General features: G+C 69.3%; 14 protein-coding genes. 8 read left to right on the forward strand and 6 right to left on the reverse strand.

Annotation, left to right across the window (positions count from 1 at the left end; translation table 11 throughout):
- Nucleotides 1–71: 71 nt before the first annotated feature.
- Together G8A07_RS03185 and G8A07_RS03190 are read right to left on the reverse strand one after the other, a co-directional pair.
- Nucleotides 72–1,637 carry an alkaline phosphatase gene (locus G8A07_RS03185; RefSeq protein ID WP_195795680.1) on the reverse strand — a complete coding sequence of 522 codons (1,566 nt, stop codon included), beginning with the start codon at nt 1,635–1,637 and terminating at the stop codon, nt 72–74.
- A 9-nt stretch (nt 1,638–1,646) separates the two neighbouring features.
- Nucleotides 1,647–2,399, reverse strand: a complete 753-nt coding sequence (locus G8A07_RS03190) for an ABC transporter substrate-binding protein (protein WP_195795681.1) — start codon at nt 2,397–2,399, stop codon at nt 1,647–1,649.
- A gap of 121 nt (nt 2,400–2,520) precedes the next feature.
- On the opposite strand from G8A07_RS03190, the gene G8A07_RS03195 reads away from it, so the two are divergent.
- The 8 genes from G8A07_RS03195 (at nt 2,521) to G8A07_RS03230 (ending at nt 12,626) form a co-directional block, all read left to right on the forward strand.
- On the forward strand, nt 2,521–4,797 hold the full coding sequence (locus G8A07_RS03195) for a VanZ family protein (protein WP_195795682.1): 2,277 nt from the start codon (nt 2,521–2,523) through the stop codon (nt 4,795–4,797).
- A 37-nt stretch (nt 4,798–4,834) separates the two neighbouring features.
- On the forward strand, nt 4,835–6,928 hold the full coding sequence (locus tag G8A07_RS03200) for an ATP-dependent helicase (protein WP_195795683.1): 2,094 nt from the start codon (nt 4,835–4,837) through the stop codon (nt 6,926–6,928).
- A 100-nt stretch (nt 6,929–7,028) separates the two neighbouring features.
- A complete protein-coding gene (locus G8A07_RS03205) occupies nt 7,029–7,514 on the forward strand; it encodes a hypothetical protein (RefSeq protein WP_195795684.1) in 486 nt (161 codons plus the stop codon).
- 132 nt (nt 7,515–7,646) lie between these two features.
- Entirely contained in the window at nt 7,647–8,858 is a 1,212-nt protein-coding gene (gene alaC / locus G8A07_RS03210; protein ID WP_195795685.1) for an alanine transaminase, read from the forward strand.
- 123 nt (nt 8,859–8,981) lie between these two features.
- Nucleotides 8,982–10,574, forward strand: a complete 1,593-nt coding sequence (locus tag G8A07_RS03215) for an ABC transporter substrate-binding protein (protein WP_195795686.1) — start codon at nt 8,982–8,984, stop codon at nt 10,572–10,574.
- 65 nt (nt 10,575–10,639) lie between these two features.
- Nucleotides 10,640–11,338, forward strand: coding sequence for a lysoplasmalogenase (locus G8A07_RS03220; protein WP_195795687.1), 699 nt, complete (start codon nt 10,640–10,642; stop codon nt 11,336–11,338).
- A 102-nt stretch (nt 11,339–11,440) separates the two neighbouring features.
- Complete coding sequence (locus G8A07_RS03225) at nt 11,441–12,151, forward strand: Rhs element Vgr protein (RefSeq protein ID WP_249937206.1); 711 nt, start codon at nt 11,441–11,443, stop codon at nt 12,149–12,151.
- Complete coding sequence (locus G8A07_RS03230) at nt 12,108–12,626, forward strand: hypothetical protein (RefSeq protein ID WP_195795688.1); 519 nt, start codon at nt 12,108–12,110, stop codon at nt 12,624–12,626. Before G8A07_RS03225 ends, G8A07_RS03230 begins: the two co-directional genes overlap by 44 nt.
- A gap of 34 nt (nt 12,627–12,660) precedes the next feature.
- Here G8A07_RS03230 and G8A07_RS03235 read toward each other — a convergent pair whose 3' ends face one another.
- From G8A07_RS03235 to G8A07_RS03250, 4 genes are all read right to left on the reverse strand, one after another.
- Nucleotides 12,661–13,647 (reverse strand): questin oxidase family protein, encoded by a 987-nt coding sequence (locus G8A07_RS03235; RefSeq protein ID WP_195795689.1) that lies wholly within the window; start codon nt 13,645–13,647, stop codon nt 12,661–12,663.
- A gap of 145 nt (nt 13,648–13,792) precedes the next feature.
- Nucleotides 13,793–14,272 carry an ASCH domain-containing protein gene (locus tag G8A07_RS03240; RefSeq protein WP_195795690.1) on the reverse strand — a complete coding sequence of 160 codons (480 nt, stop codon included), beginning with the start codon at nt 14,270–14,272 and terminating at the stop codon, nt 13,793–13,795.
- A 124-nt stretch (nt 14,273–14,396) separates the two neighbouring features.
- Nucleotides 14,397–14,564 carry a hypothetical protein gene (locus G8A07_RS03245; protein ID WP_195795691.1) on the reverse strand — a complete coding sequence of 56 codons (168 nt, stop codon included), beginning with the start codon at nt 14,562–14,564 and terminating at the stop codon, nt 14,397–14,399.
- Nucleotides 14,565–14,672: 108 nt separating this feature from the next.
- On the reverse strand, nt 14,673–15,542 hold the full coding sequence (locus tag G8A07_RS03250; protein ID WP_195795692.1) for a LytTR family DNA-binding domain-containing protein: 870 nt from the start codon (nt 15,540–15,542) through the stop codon (nt 14,673–14,675).
- Nucleotides 15,543–15,561 lie beyond the last annotated feature (19 nt).

A 15,561-nucleotide genomic window follows, 5' to 3' on the forward strand; every position in this document is an offset into this window, starting at 1 on the left:
CTGCGCCTAGATTGGCCTCTGGGGGCGGGCCTTCGCGACCTACTGCCGTAGCGTTAACAGGCCCTAATCGGTCAGGCCGGCTGCGCGCCGGGCCGCCCCGCCTCGACGACGAACTTCGCCAGCGACGCGACCGGGCTCGCCGCCGACCAGGGATCGTCGACCCCGCGCAGCTCCGCCTCCAGCCGCTCGGCGCTGAGCTCGAAGCGCATATAGCCGCGCCGGTCGCTGCGGCCCAGGCGGATATGCGGGTTGAAGGGCAGCACCTTGTCGATGCGCTCCTGCGCCATGCCATGGCTGCTGATCGAGGTGCCGCAGAACTCGCTGGCGACGACGGGGGCCTTGGCGTCGGCATAGTCGAGCTTCAGGTCGGCGACGTAATGCGCATGCACATCGCCGCCCAGCACCACCGGGTTGCGCGCGCCCGCGGCCAGCATGCCGCCGAGCAGGCGCTGGCGCGCCGCCGGGTAACCGTCCCAGCCGTCGGTCCAATGCCGGCCCGGGCCTTCGGCCGGATCCTGCCAGTTCAGCCGCGCCATCAGGGTCTGCTGGGCCAACAGGTTCCAGGGTCGGGTCTTGTCCCAGCGGTCGCGCAGCCAGTCCTCCTGTGCGGCGCCCAGCAGGGTGCGGCGCGGCTCCAGCAGGGTCTCGCAATCCTTCAGGTCGACCGTGTTGGAGCCGCCGCGGCCGGGCCGCGGGCAGGCCTGCGGATCGCGCCACTGGCGGTCGTCCAGGGTGATGATGCGGGCCAGGCCGCCCCAGTCATGGCTGCCGTAGAGCCGCATCTGCGGCCCGCGCGGGCGCGCCGACTTCGGGAAGGGCAGGTGTTCCCAATAGGCCTGGGCCGCGGCCGCGCGGCGCTGCAGGAATTCGGTTGCCGGGTCCAGGGTCTGCGACTGCGCGCCGGCCCAGTCGTTGTCGACCTCATGGTCGTCCCAGATCGCGATCCAGGGTGCGCGCGCATGCATGGCCTGCAGCTGCGGGTCGCTCTTGTACTGCGCATAGCGGCGCCGGTAGTCGTCCAGCGTGCGGCACAGGCCGCCCTCGTGGCGGCGGCGCGCGCGGCTGTCGGCCGGGGTCATGGTCTCGTAGATGTAATCGCCCAGGAACAGCACCAGGTCCAGCTCCTGCGCGGCCATGTCGCGCCAGGCGGCGTATTCGCCATGGTCCCAGCGCTGGCAGGAGGCGATCGCGAAGCGCAGCCGTGTCGTCGTCTCGGTGGCGGCCGGCGCGCTGCGGGTGCGGCCCACCGGGCTGCGCTGCCCCAGCGCGCTGAAGCGGTACCAGTACCAACGCCCGGGCTTCAGTCCGGCCGGCTCGGCATGCACGCTGTGCGCATCGGCGGCGATGGCGCGTTCGCTGCCGCGCGCGACGATGCTCCGGAACTGTTCGTCCTCGGCCAGCTCCCAGGCCACCGGTACCTCGGCCGGCAGCGCCGCGCCGACCAGCCGGGTCCAGAGCACCAGGCTCTCGGCCGTCGGGCTGCCGGAGGCCACGCCGAGCGGGAACAGCGGCGCGTCGGCGGCATCGGCATGGCGCAGCAGCAGGCCCGGCGCGCAGCCGGCGAGCAGGGCCGCCTGAAGCAGGCCGCGGCGGGGGATCGAGGCTAAGGGCGGAAGGTGGGGCGTGTCGCGCAGCATGCGCGCAGGCTACTCCGGAATCTTGACGTTCCAGCGTCGGCCCAGTTCGCGCAGCTCGCCGCGCGTGCGCATCTCGCTCATCGCCTGGTCCAGCGCGTCGCGCAAGGCCTGACCCTCGGCATGGCGCGGGAAGGCGAAATGCCCGCGCAGCTGGCCCAGCGGCGGCGCCAGCGGCTGCAGCTCGCGCGCCAGGCCCAGGCGTTGCAGCACCGGTTCGGTGTTGCGCTCGTTGCTGGCCAGCAGGTCCAGGCGGCCCAGGCGCAGCATCTGCAGCCCGGTGGCGACGTCGCGCACCGTGCTCAGGCGCTGCAGCCGGCCGCGCTCGCGCTCGAAGGCCTCGCCATAGGCCCAGCCCTGCACCTGGCCGACGCTGAGCTCGACCAGCGCCGCATAGTCGCCCTGCCAGGCGGAGGCCCGGCCGCGCCGGGCGTAGAACACCAGCGCGTCCTCGTAGAAGGCCTGGGGTGAGAACAGGAAGCGCTGCTCGCGCTCCGGCGTGCGGTAGGGACCGACCAGGATGTCGGCCTGGCCCTGCTCCACCATCGCCTGGGCGCGCAGCCAGGGGTAGATCTCGAAGCGCAGGCCATGGCCCAGGCGTGCCGCCGCGCGGCGCAGCAGCTCGACGCCCAGACCGTTGGGGCCCTCGGCATCGAGCTCGAAGATGCGCGGGAAGGCGGTGCCGACCACCAGCAGCTCGCGCGCCTGCGCGCCGCCCGCCAGGCCGAGGGCCAGGCACAGGGTAAGCAGGAGGCGGCGAAGCATCGGGGTGGCGGAAATCCTGTCGCCGAATGTAGCCGCTGGCGCCGTGGCCGGCACCCCGGGGCGCACCGGGGTGGGCTGGCTATCATGCGCAGAATTTGGCTTTTGCCCGAGGGGCGTGCAGATGGAGCGGAGGACACCGGACCCGGCTGGGGTGCAGGCCCAGCGCCTGCTGCGCTGGCTGCTGCTGGCCTATGTGCTGTTCGTGATCTACGGCAGCCTGGTGCCGCTGCATTACACGCCGCTCGACGGCGCGGCGCTGGAGCAGGCCTTCGCGCGGGCCCTGGCGGTGGGCGCGCCCTCGCGCACCGACTGGGCCACCAATCTGCTGCTGTTCGTGCCGCTGACGCCGCTGGCGCTGGCGGCCTGGCCGGCGCGGCGCGGCGCGGCGCTGGCGCCGCGGGTGCTGGTCATCGTGCTGGCGGGCCTCGTGCTGTCCTGCGCGGTGGAGGTGGCGCAGCTGTTCTTTCCGCCGCGCACTGCCTCGGCCAGCGATGTGCTGGCCCAGACCCTGGGCGGGCTGATCGGCCTGGCGCTGGCGCGCTGGCGCGGGCCACAGGCGCGGCAATGGTTGCTGGGCTTTTTCCATGCGCAGGCGGGGCGCCAGGACCGGCAGCGCCGGCTGCTGCAGGCCTATCTGGCGATCCTGCTGAGCTTCAGCCTGCTGCCGCTGGACCTGACCCTGAGCCCGGTCGAGCTGTATCACAAGTGGCGCGAGGGGCGGGTGATCCTCTGGCCCTTCGTCGGCTCGAAGAGCGGCTGGGACCTGCTGTACGAGGTCTTCACCGATGTGCTGGTCTGGGTGCCGGTGGGTTTGCTGCTGGTGCGCCAGGGCCGGCGCAGCCTGGGCCGGGTGCTGGCCTGGGGTGTGGGCCTGGCGCTGGCGCTGGAGCTTCTGCAGCTGCCGGTCTACAGCCGGGTCAGCGATATCAACGATGTGCTGAGCAGCGTCGTCGGCCTGAGCCTGGGCTGGGCGCTGCGCCCGCTGCTGGGCTGGCCTGCGGCGCGCTGGCAGGCGCTGCTGGCGCGCCACGGCGGCCGGCTCTGGTGGGGCTGGCTGCTGCTGACCCTGGCGCTGTTCTGGTTCCCCTTCGAGCTGCGGGTGCCGAGCGGCGCCGAGCTGTGGGCGGCGCTGAGCCAGCCGCTGCTGTTCAACTACTACCAGGGCAGCGAGTTCAATGCGGTCAACGAGCTGCTGCGCAAGCTGGCGCTGTTCCTGCCCGGCGGGCTGATCGCCGGCGCGCGGCTGCGGCCGGGCGGCGGGCTGGGGCGGCCGCTGGGCGCGCTGGTGCTGGTGGCGCTGCTGGTGGAGGGCGGCCAGCTCTGGCTGGTCGACAAGGTGGCCGATCTCAGCGATGTGCTGATCGAGAGCGCGGGCGGCCTGGCGGGCCTCTTGATCGCGCGCTGGCTGCGGGCGGCACCGGCCGCTGCCGCCACGACCGTTGCTCCTGTCGCCCCTGCGGTCGCCGCCCCCGCGCCGCGGACGTCGGCCGCGCCGAGCGGCCCGGCCTGGCGGCCGCATCTGCTGGCCTGGTTGGGTTTGGCGCTGCTGCTGGACCTGGGGCTGCGCCTGCCGATGGTGCCCTACAACCTGCGCGAGCTGCTGCTGCCGGGCTGGGGCTCGACCCTGTCGGCGCTGGGCCTGGCCGGGGCGGCTTACCTCTGCGCCAACGGGCCTTTTCTGCTGCTGCGGCCGCGCTGGCGTGCGGCGCTGCTGCTGTTCCCGCTCGGCCTGGTGGCGCAGGCGCTGGCGGTGTTCCTGCTGCTGAGGATCAGCGTGCCGCTGGAGAGCCTGCACGACATCCTGGGCGCGCCGGTGCTGGACTGGCCGCCGGTGCTGGAGCTGCTGGGGCGCTATCTGCTGCTGCACCTGGCCCTGGTGAACCAGGTGCTGGGTGCGCTGCTGCTGCTGCGCCTGCTGCTGCAGCGCGCGGGCGCGCTGGCCGATCTGCTGTACTGGATCGGCGCCAGCGCGCTGCTGGCCTGGCCGCTGTACCAGCTGATCGTGGTGCAGGCCGCGACCGACAACCTGGTCGAGCTGATGGCCTGGAACGCCAGCTTCGCGGCCGCGGCGGTGCTGGCCGCGGCGCTGTGCCTGATCTGCCTGGCGGCCGGCGCGCTGCTGATGGCGGCCTGGCGGCGCAGCCTCGGCTTCGGGCTGCTGGCCCTGCTGGCGGCGGGCGGCGGCGCGGCGCTGAGCTGGCTGGGCACCGAGGCGATGATCGTCAAGTACGGGCGGGTGTTCTCGGCCCTGCAGTTCCTGCTCAGCGCCGACCGCCAGCACTATGCGCCGGCGCGCGAGCTGGCGCTGCGCGGCGCGCTGGCGCTGGCGGTGCTGGTGTTGGGGCTGGCGCTGCTGCAGGCGCTGAGCTGGCGCCAGGCGCTGCGGGCGGGTAAGTGAGGCTCGGTATCATTCGCGCCCCTGCCCCCGATTTCCCATGGCCAACGCGTCCCATTCCCTGAACCCCGCCCAGATGGAGGCGGTCCATCACCTGCACGGCCCCTGTCTGGTGATCGCCGGCGCCGGCTCGGGCAAGACCAGCGTGATCACGCAGAAGCTGGCGCGCCTGCTGCAGTCGGGCTACCAGGCCAAGAACATCGCGGCCATCACCTTCACCAACAAGGCCGCGCAGGAGATGCGCGAGCGCGCCAAGAAGCTGATCGGCGCGCGCGCCGCGAAGGACCTGGTGATCGCCACCTTCCACTCCCTGGGCGTGCGCATCCTGCGCAGCGAGGGCTCGCGCGTCGGGCTGAAGGAGCAGTTCTCGATCCTCGACAGCGACGATGTGCTGGGCGTGCTGCGCGATGCCGGCGGCACGGTGGATGCCAAGCAGGCGCAGCGCTGGCAATGGACCATCTCGCTGTGGAAGAACCAGAATCTGACGCCCAGGCAGGCGCTGGCGATCGCCAAGGACGACGACGAGCGCGCCGCCGCGATCGTGATGGAGCGCTACCAGGAACGCCTGGCGGCCTACCAGGCGGTGGACTTCGACGACCTGATCTCGCTGCCGCTGCGCCTGTTCCAGGACGACGCCGAGGCGCGCGGCAAATGGCAGGACACCCTGCGCTATGTGCTGGTCGACGAGTACCAGGACACCAACGCGGTGCAGTACGAGCTGCTGAAACAGCTGGTCGGCGAGCGCGGCATGTTCACCGCGGTGGGCGACGACGACCAGAGCATCTACGGCTGGCGCGGCGCGACGATCGAGAACCTGAAGCGCCTGCCGGTCGACTATCCGAACCTGAAGGTGATCCCGCTGGAGCAGAACTACCGCTCCACCGGCGCGATCCTGCGCGCGGCCAACAATGTGATCGGCGGCAACCCCAAGCTGTTCCCGAAGAAGCTGTGGAGCGAGTTCGGCGAGGGCGAGCCGGTCAGCCTGATCGAATCGGACGGCGAGGACCATGAGGCCGAGCGCGCGGTGGCGCGCATCCAGGCGATCCGCGCCAATGGCGGCACGGTCAGCGGCGGCGGCGAGGGCGTGGCCGCGGTGAACTTCAGCGACTTCGCGATCCTCTACCGCGCGAATCACCAGGCCCGCGTGTTTGAGCAGGCGCTGCGCCGCGCGCAGATCCCCTACAAGGTCTCGGGTGGCCAGAGCTTCTTCGACCGCGCCGAGATCAAGGACCTGTGCTCCTGGCTGCGCCTCCTGGTGAACCAGGACGACGATCCGGCCTTCCTGCGCGCCGTCACCACGCCCAAGCGCGGCATCGGCCACCAGACCCTGGCGGCGCTGAGCCAGTTCTCGGGGCGCTGGAAATGCAGCATGTTCGAGGCCCTGTTCGCCGAGAGCCTGGGCACGGCCCTGTCCAGCAAGGCGATCGGCTCGCTGCACGAGTTCGGCCGCTACCTGAACGACCTGGAGTACCGCGCCCGCCATGCGGTCGGCGCCGAGGAGGCCAAGCCGCTGCTGATGGAATGGCTGACCGACATCGGCTACGAGCAGCATCTGCTGGACAACGAGGAGAACGAGAAGGTGGCCGCGGCCCGCTGGGGCAATGTGCTGGACTTCGTCGACTGGGTGGCCAAGCGCTGCGGCGGCGAGATCACCCAGGACGGCGGCGCCACCTTCGAGGAGCCGAAGAAATCGGTGCTCGACGTGGCACAGACCATCAGCGTGATCCTCTCGCTGGCCGAGCGCGGCGACGAGCAGGACCAGGTGGTGCTGACCACGCTGCATGCCAGCAAGGGCCTGGAATGGCCGCATGTCTTCCTGGCCGGCGTCAACGAGGGCCTGCTGCCCTTCAAGGCCGACGACGAGGAGATGACCGCGCACCGCCTGGAGGAGGAGCGGCGCCTGATGTACGTCGGCATCACCCGCGCGCGCAAGACCCTGGCCGTCTCGACCCTGCGCCGGCGCAAGAAGGGCCGCGAGACCGTGATGGGCATTCCCAGCCGCTTCATCAAGGAGATGAAGCTGGACGAGAGCGGCGGCGTCAAGGAAGACCCGCGCGAAAAGCTCAAGCGCATGCGCGAGCAGCTGGCCGCGAAGGCGGCGGTGAGCGCGGCGGCGCAGAAGCAGGGCGAGTAGGGCGTTGTCGGTGGGCTGAGGGGAAACACCCACCAAGGCGGGGACCGCCCGGGCGGATTCCCGCCGGAGAATGCGGCGGCTCATTTGGGAGCCCACAACGATGAAAAGACCGATCCTGCTCACGCTCGCGGCGCTGGCCGCCTTCTATGCCCATGCGCGCTTGTCGTTCGCCGAACCCAAGGTGGCGTCTTGGCTGGTCCAGCATTCGGCCAGGGCCATGTCCGGCGACAGCGCGGCCTGCGACGACTATGTCGACCAGGTGGAGGTGAACCTGATCGCCGACGGCCGGCGCGGCAAATGGGAAGTGGAGGGTGGCAAGGAGGAGATGTGCGGCTACCTGAAGCAGGCGGCCGCGGCCTTCACGGTGCTGCAGGCGCGCACCCATTCCGAGTTCGACGAGATCCGCATCGTGCGCGAGGGCTTCCCCTGGACCAGCGCGCGGGTCAGCTACAGCCAGCGCATGACGGTGCAGGCGGACGGTCTGCCGGCCATGACGGTGAAGGGCGAGGACGAGCTTGTCGTCGTGCGCACGCTGACCGGCCTGAAGATCAAGTCGCTCAAATCGAGGTCCAGCGGCGGGCTCTGAGCGAGCGATCGATTGATCGATGGGGCGGTGGGGCGGTGGGGCCGGAGTTTTCGGCTAGCATCCACCCCGGTCCGGTGCCATTGCCGGCCACGTCGCTCGGACGGTTCCGGGCGCTTACGTGAGACACACCACATGACTTCTGCCTCTTCCGGCAGCAAGCGCCGCTTCGCGCGCATCGATCGCCTGCCCCCCTACGTCTTCAACATCACCGCCGAGCTGCGGGCGGCCGCGCGGCGGCGGGGCGAGGACATCATCGACATGAGCATGGGCAACCCCGATGGGGCCACGCCGCCGCACATCGTCGCCAAGCTCAACGAGGTCTCGCTGCGGCCCGACACGCATGGCTACTCGGCCAGCAAGGGCATCCCGCGCCTGCGCCGCGCGATCTCGCATTGGTACGAGCGGCGCTACGGCGTCGCGATCGATCCGGACAGCGAGGCCATCGTCACGATCGGTTCCAAGGAGGGCCTGGCGCACCTGATGCTGGCCACCTTGGACCGCGGCGACACGGTGCTGGTGCCCGACCCCAGCTACCCGATCCACATCTACGGCGCGGTGATCGCCGGTGCCGACATCCGCGCGATTCCCGTCTCCAGCGAGGTGGACTTCTTCGCCGAGCTGGAGAGGACCATCCGCGGCAGCTATCCGAAACCCAAGATGATGGTGTTCGGCTTCCCGTCGAACCCGACCGCGCAATGCGTGGATTTGAGCTTCTTCGAGCGCGTCGTCGCGCTGGCGAAGAAGCACGACATCCTGGTGGTGCACGACCTGGCCTATGCCGACATCGTGTTCGACGGCTACCAGGCGCCTTCGATCATGCAGGTACCCGGCGCCAAGGACGTGGCGGTCGAGTTCTTCACCTTGAGCAAGAGCTACAACATGGCCGGCTGGCGCGTCGGCTTCATGGTCGGCAATGCCGATCTGGTGGCCGCGCTGGCGCGCATCAAGAGCTATCACGACTACGGCACCTTCACGCCGCTGCAGGTCGCGGCGATCGCCGCGCTGGAGGGCGACCAGCAATGCGTGAAGGACATCGCGGCCAGCTACCAGCGCCGCCGCGACGTGCTCTACAAGGGCCTGACCGAGGCCGGCTGGGCGGTCGACTGCCCCAAGGCCAGCATGTACATCTGGGCCCGCATCCCCGAGCCCTACCGCGAGCTGGGCTCGCTGGAGTTCGCGCGCCAGCTGCTGGCCAAGGCCAAGGTCAGCGTCTCGCCCGGCATCGGCTTCGGCGACCATGGCGACGGCCATGTGCGCTTCGCGCTGATCGAGAACGAGTCGCGCATCCGCCAGGCGGTGCGCGGCATCAAGGCGATGTTCAAGGCCGACGGCCTGATGGGCTGAACGGGTGGAGGGGCGCTGTGCGCCCGCCGGCGGCAGAAGCTTATGGGGATTGGGTATTTGCCCGGTCCCGCGGAAGCGGGCAGCATTCAGGGTTTTCCACGAGAAGACCGAGACCCCTGCCCCATGCGACGCCGCAGCCCCTTCCGAACCTCCCTTGCCCTCGCCGCCCTGCTGGCCCTGGGCGCCGCCGCCACGACGACGGCGGTCCAGGCCAAGCCGCTGCGCTGGGCCAGCCAGGGCGATGTGCAGAGCTTCGACCCGCATGCCTATAACAGCGCGTTGAACAACCAGTTCAACGCCTTCGTCTACGAGGGCCTGGTGGCTTACGACCAGCAGTTCACGATCGAGCCGGCGCTGGCCTCGAAGTGGACCCAGGTGGAGCCGACGCGCTGGCGCTTCGAGCTGCGCCCGGGCGTGAAGTTCCACGACGGCACGCCGCTGACGGCCGACGACGTGGTGTTCTCCTTCGAGCGCGCGCTGGCGCCCAGCTCCAACTTCAAGGTGCTGCTGCAGGGCGTCAGCGGCGTGAAGAAGCTGTCGGCCGGCAGCGTCGAGATCCAGCTCTCGGCGCCGAACCCGGTGCTGCTGCGCCAGATCAGCGGCGTGCGCATCATGTCGAAGGACTGGTCGCTGAAGCACAAGATCGAGAAGCCGCAGAACTTCGCGCAGAAGGAAGAGACCCATGCGGTGCGCAATGCCAACGGCACCGGCCCCTTTGTGCTGAAGAGCAGCCAGCCCGGCATCAAGACCGAGCTGGCGGTCAATCCGAACTGGTGGGGCAAGCTGCAGGGCAATGTCAGCCAGATCGTCTACACGCCGATCACCTCGGACGCGACCCGCCTGGCCGCGCTGCTGTCGGGCGAGCTGGACTTCGTGCTCGATCCCGCGCCGCAGGACGTGCCCAAGCTGCGCAGCACGCCGGGCGTGAAGATCATCGAGGGCGCCGAGTTCCGCACCATCTTCCTGGGCCTGGACCAGGCCAGCGAGGAACTGTCCAGCAGCAACGTCAAGGGCCGCAACCCCTTCAAGGACCTGCGCGTGCGCCAGGCCCTGTACCAGGCGATCGACATCGAGGCGCTGAAGCGCGTGACGATGCGCGGCCTCTCGCAGCCGGCCGGCTCGCTGGTCGCGCCACAGGCCGATGGCTGGACCGCCGAGGGCGAGCGCCGCCTGCCCTTCGACGCCGCGCGCGCCAAGGCCCTGCTGGCCGAGGCCGGCTACCCGGAGGGCTTCTCGGTGCAGCTGGACTGCCCGAACGACCGCTATGTCAACGACGAGGAGATCTGCAAGGCGCTGACCTCGATGTGGGCCAAGGTCGGCGTGCAGGCCAAGCTGGCCAGCCAGGGCTCCAGCGTCTACTTCCCCAAGCTGCAGCGCAAGGAAAGCAATCTGCACCTGCTGGGTTGGGGCGTGGCCACCTTCGACGCGCTGTACTCGCTGCAGGCCCTGGTGCACAGCCCGGTGGGCCAGGACGGCAGCTGGAACTACGGCCGCTATGCCAATCCCAAGCTGGATGCGCTGATCGATGCCGCCAAGGTCGAGGGCGATGTTGCCAAGCGCCGCGGCCAGCTGCAGCAGGCGCTGAAGATCGTGCAGGACGATGTGGCGGTGATCCCGCTGCACCACCAGGTGATCCCCTGGGCCGCGCGCAGCAATGTGCAGGTGGTGCATCGCGCCAACAACCACATCGACGTGCGCTGGATCCGTATTGACTGAGCCAGCGCCTTCGGGCGAACCATGAGGGGCGGGCGGCCGCGCTTCTGCCAAGATGCGCCGCCATCATGCTGCTGCCCGTCTCGACCCCTCTGCTTGCCGCGCTGACCTTCTGCAGCGCGGCCTTTGCCATCCTCGGCAGCCTCAGCGGCCAGCAATGGCTGCTCTATCTCTTCAAGCCGCTGACCACCCTGCTGATCCTGGCCCATGCCTGGCCGCGCGGCCGCGGGCATGCGGTGCGGCGCTGGGTGCTGCTGGGCCTGCTGTGCTCGCTGGCCGGCGATATTGCGCTGATGTGGCCCGGCGAGAACTTCTTCATCGTCGGCCTGCTGTCCTTCCTGCTGGCGCATCTGAGCTATCTCTGGGCATTCACCCGCGTCGAGCGCTTCTTCCGTGCCTGGCCCTGGAGCTTCCTGTTCTATGCGCTGCTGGCCGGCCTGATCCTGAGCCGCCTGTGGCCCGGCGTGCCGGCGGAGCTGCGCCCGCCGGTGATCGCCTATGTGGCGTGCCTGGCCGCAATGGGCGCGCAGGCCGCGGCGCTGTGGCGGCGCCAGGGTGGCGCGGCATCTTTCGTGCTGGCGCTGGGCGGCCTGCTGTTCGTCGTGTCGGACGCGATCTTGGCAACCAACAAGTTCGCGGGACCGTTGCCGCGGGCCTCCTTGTGGGTGCTGATCACCTACTGGGCGGCACAATGGTGCATCGCGAGCTGGCTGGCGGCGCCTCAGGCATGGCAGGCTCAGGGTCAGGCCAGCGAAGGAAAGAAATAGCCAAGAGTCATTTGCGTTCGGCCAGACCGATCGGCACGATGCCGGGACTGCCTGTCAGCAGGCGGCTCCACGGCATGCACCGATCCAAGAAAGGTCTTGTTGATGGCCTATTCCGTTCTTCCAGGGCCGCTGGGCTTGGACATCCCCCAGCCTCCGCCCGATGCGGGCACGCTGTGGCGCGGTCGTTCGCCACTGCCCGGTCCGGTGGGGCTGATCACGGTATCCGGCGAGGATTCCGTGCCAGCGCCATCAGCTGCCGCATCGGCAGAACCGGTGCCCCAGCAGCCTGCGGCCACGCCCGAGGGCGGGAAACGCTCGCTCACCGCCGGTGAAGTGGCGATGGCCCGCAAGCTGTTCAAGGACGCGCTCGACTACACCGTCGTCAAGGTACACAACGACGAGTACCTGCCCTTCGGCTTGCAGCCGGACGACACCGCGATGGCGCCCAATGGCGAGATCTATTTCAACCCGGCGCATTTCAAGGAGGACTTTTCGCAGGAGAGCAATCGCAGCAAGCGCTGGTTCATGCATGAAATGGTGCATGTGTGGCAGTACCAGCTCGGTTACCCGGTACGGCTGCGCGGCGCGATCCGCATCGGCCTGGATTATGGTTACGAGCTGAAGACGGGTAGGACGCTTGGTCGCTACAACATGGAAGCGCAGGGCGACCTGCTGGCCGACTACTTTGCGCTGAGGCATTTGAATGCGCCGACTGTGATGCAGCAAAAGCAGCACGCCAAGGATCTGACCCTTTTCGAAGAGGTACTCAATGCTTTCCTCCGTGATCCAGCCGACACCACGAACCTGCCGTGAGGCCCTGACCGTCTTGGGCCTGTGTGCCATGCTCGGCACGGCTTGCGCCTACTCGCGCATGGGCGAAGCCGAGGTGCGGTTGCAGGATGGGCAGCCTTGCTTCACGCTCAGCGCCAAGGAAGCGAAACGAGGCGCAACGGTCCGCTTGCAGGCATTGGTGATCTCAGACCTTTCATCCAAGCCGGTAACCGATGTGTGGTCGATGAGCCTTGATCCCATGCGTTCGGCTCCACTGTCGCCCGCCAGTTGCATGGCCTATGGCCAGATCCCGACCGGAGCCGAAGCGGCACCTGCCCCGGAACTCAAGACGGGTAGGGTGTACGAAGTCTTTCTCAATGGGCGGCGCTCGGATCCGTCGGACCCGACACAGGGCTACATCGCCAAGTTCTGCTTGGTGGCCGATGAGGCGGGTGGCCGGCGGCTGATGCCTGTGGAGTTCGGCAGCCGGGCGCGGACCGAAGGCGTCTGTCGCTGATTTGGGGCGGCCTGATGTCCGCTCCCCACGTTGGCTAAATCAGCCCCCTCAGCGCCCGGGCCGCCGCGGCGCGCCACACCGGCGCGGGATCCACCCGGTCCAGCATGCGGCAGGCAGCGACCAGCTTGATCGCATGGTCGTTGTGCTGGGCGACCGCCGCGCTGGCGAGTGCGGGCCAATCCTGCACGGGTTCGCCGACCGGCAGCGGATCGGCCATCGCACTGCGGGCCGCCGCGCTGCCGGACAGCAGCGCCGCGGCCACCGCCGGCACGAAGGGGGCCAGGTCTTGCGCCTCAAGCCAGGGCTTGAGCATGAGTAGCAGCGCTGCGCTGGCCGTGACCAGGTGCAGCACGGTGAAATCGCCCGTGTGGACATACAGCGCGGCCGCATGGCGGGCCAGCGCGGGCAGCTCGCCGCTGGGCAGGCGGCCGGCGAGGGCGCGCCAGTCCTCGCGCCGGCTCCAGTCGACCATGCGCTGGAAGATCAGGCGGCGCTGCGGCATGGCCTCCTGGTCGGGCAGCGCGCTCAGCGCTGCGAGCCAGTCGGGCAAGCTCAGCGGCGTCGAGGGCGTGCGTTCGCCGGATGCCAGCGGCAGATGGCGGCTGGCCCAGTAGGCCAGCGCGGCGGCCAGTTCGCCGGCGTGTCCATGGCGCAGGGCATGGCCGACGCGGATCAGGCCATGGAAGGCCGCGCCGCCGACGCCGGTCATCAGCGCCGGCAGCTCCCGGCGCAGCAGCGCGTCGCGGCCCTGGGTCTGCAGCGCCGCGCGGTAATGCGCGAACCAGGCCGGGTAGTCCTCGATGCGGCCGAGTTGCGCGGGGCGGGCCGAGCCCTGTGTTGGCTGCTGCGGCACGGGGCTCAAGCGCGCGCCGTAGCGACGCTGGAACTCGCGCAGCCGTGCGGCGTCGGCGCCCAGATCCTGCAGCGCGTCCAGCGCCATCGGCAGGTGCGAGCTGAGCTGGTCCTCGTACTCGGGGTCCAGGCCCAGGCCTGCGTCGAGCAGCTCGTGCAGCGTGGCCATGGGGGCTGCTACAGCGTCCGCGGGCTCGCTCGGTTTGCCCGCTCTTGGCGTCATCGTCGTTGTCATGGCTTCGTCGTGAGAGATCAGATGGGTCTCACGATAGAAGCTCAAGCTAACTTGATGTCAAGCGCGAGGGCTCCATCGATCAGCCTGGCCGGTAGACGAGCGCAAAGCGTTCGCAGACGACCGGCATGCGCTCCGAGAACTCGCGCCCGGCCCTGGCGCATTCGCGGCCGAAGTAGGCCCGGTGGCCCTGCCGCCAGAATTCCAGCGAGCCGTCGCCTTCGCCCTCCAGGGCCGCGAACTCGGCCGACACCTCATCGAAGGGCACGACGTCGACCGCCTGCGTCTCGATGATGCACAGCGCCCGCTCGCCGGACCAGTCGGTGACGATGCTGAGGTCGCCGACCCGCGGTGGACGCCGGCCCTCCACCTCGAAGGACCAGGCCGAACTCGCCGTCGCGCGCTTAGCTCCTTGCAGCACCAGCGCGGCGAGCTCGTTGGCCAGCGCTTCGCTGTCGCCGAAGGCGAAGGCCTCGTAGAAGTGCTCGGCATCGACGCTGCCGCTGGCAGTGGAGGCGGCGAAGGCGTGCCAGACGGTGGACAGGTGTGGAGGGATGGGCATGGTGAGCTTGGCAACCCAAGTTGGAAATGGACGTGGGTGGGGGGGAAAGAACGCGGAGTCGACAGTCAGTGATCCGAGCTGCGCCCTCGAAGCCAGGCAATCACGTTGAAAGCGGCCACCGCGATCACAGTGGCCAGAGGGTGTAAGCGCTGATCGACATCACGATCACCCCGGTGCCGAAGTCGTCCTCGCAGCCCTTGCAGGTTGGCGGCAGCAGTAGCTCAAGAAGGAATGCAGTTGCGCCGAACCACGAAACCAGACCGATTGCCGTCGGTATCAGCAGCCTCTTCATCTCATGCCTTTGTCGCTTGTCAGGCGCCAAGCATGCATTGCATGGGTGAGGTCAATGTGAAGTGGATACGAAACAGGAGCCCGCTCCGGCTGCGTGGCAGCCCGCCCCTCACATCCCCTTGAACAAATGCGTATAGCTCCGGCTCACCTCGAGCTTCTCGTTGTTCCCCTTCACGCCCACCAGCTGGCGGCCGCGGAAGTCGCGCGTCACGCCGGCGATGGCCTTGACGTTGACCAGGGTCGAGCGGTGGATCTGCCAGAACAGGGCCGGGTCGAGTTCGTCGACCAGCTCCTTGATCGGCTTGCGGATCAGGGCCTCCAGGGTGGCGGTCTGCACGCGGGTGTACTTCTCGTCGCTGATGAAGAACAGCACGTCTTCGACCGGGATCATCTGGATCGCCTGGCCGACGGTGGCCTGGATCCATTGCAGGTAGGCCGGCTTGCCGCCCGGGTTCAGCTGGGCCGAGAGCTTGTGCAGCAGCTGCTGCAGCGGCGCGGCGTTGCTGTTGCCGCCGCCGCCCGACTCGGGGGCGGCGTCGGCGTTGTCCTGGCGCTGCGCCAGGCGCTTCTTGATGCGCTGCACCGTGACCTGCAGGCGCTCGCGTTCGGCGGGTTTCAGCACATAGTCGGCCACGCCCTGCTCGAAGGCCTCGACCGCGTACTGGTCGTAGGCGGTGATGAAGACGATCTCGGGCACCAGCCACTCGTCGTCGTCGCCCTGGTCGGGCAACTGGGCGATCTGGCGCGCGGCGTCGACGCCGGTCAGACCCGGCATGCGGATGTCCAGGAACACCAGGTCCGGCTTGTGCTCGCGCACCAGATCGACCGCTTCCAGGCCGTTCTTGCCTTCGGCCACGATGTCCAGCTCGGGCCAGACCTCGGTCAGGCGGCTGCGCAGCTGTTCGCGCATCAGGCGTTCGTCGTCGGCCAGCACGGCCCGGATGCGAGATGGGGTACTTGTTGTCGTCGTCTCATTCATGGGCGCAATGCTAGCCGCG

The sequence above is a fragment of the Roseateles sp. DAIF2 genome (genome assembly GCF_015624425.1).
Classification (GTDB): Bacteria; Pseudomonadota; Gammaproteobacteria; order Burkholderiales; family Burkholderiaceae_C; genus Kinneretia.